We start from the raw sequence: 603 nt of genomic DNA on the forward strand, positions 1-603 counted from the left end.
GTCTGTGTCATCATGGTGTTTATCTCCCTGGTATCCTCATCATGGTTATCGGGAGGCGTCCGGTCAGGGCGTTATGTGGTGTACCGGGACTTCCTCAGAGGATAAGGTGCTGCTGTTAAAAATTACCCGATCCGTATCGCCAGGCCTGCGGAATGGACGTTCAGCCCCGGCTGCAACCAAAGTTACGCTCACCGTCGCCGGTCATTTTGGTTTCGCGTTTGGCAAGGTAAGCGGCCTGCGCCAGTGCCTTCTGAAGCTCTGCGGCATTGCCGCGCGTCAGCCAGGACACCGGGCTTTTCGGAAAGCGGGCCAGCACAGCGTGAGCTTCAGCATCCACCTGCAGGGCACTGCACCAGGCCTGTTTAATCATCCCGGCAAGCTTGTCCGGGTTGTTGTAATCCCCCGGTCCGCACCACGTATCGCGGTTCAGCAGCAACACCACGTGGTAATGTTTTTTCCCTTTGATTTCGCCGAACTCCCGCGCCCAGATAAAACGTAGCGTGGTGGGCCAGATACGTTTCTCCTCGCGTTGCTGACGCCTGAAATAGGCACTAATACGGGCCTTCAGGGCATCGATAAAGCGGGAGATAACAGCGGCGTCGG

1 protein-coding gene is annotated in these 603 nt (G+C 57.2%); it reads right to left on the reverse strand.

What is annotated here, in order from left to right:
• Positions 1 to 160: 160 nt before the first annotated feature.
• On the reverse strand, positions 161 to 603 hold a 443-nt coding region (locus tag VF709_RS24910), incomplete at its 5' end, for an inovirus Gp2 family protein (protein ID WP_440232479.1).

Source organism: Enterobacter sp. Lyrl_3 (genome assembly GCF_051948675.1).
GTDB lineage: Bacteria > Pseudomonadota > Gammaproteobacteria > Enterobacterales > Enterobacteriaceae > Enterobacter > Enterobacter cloacae.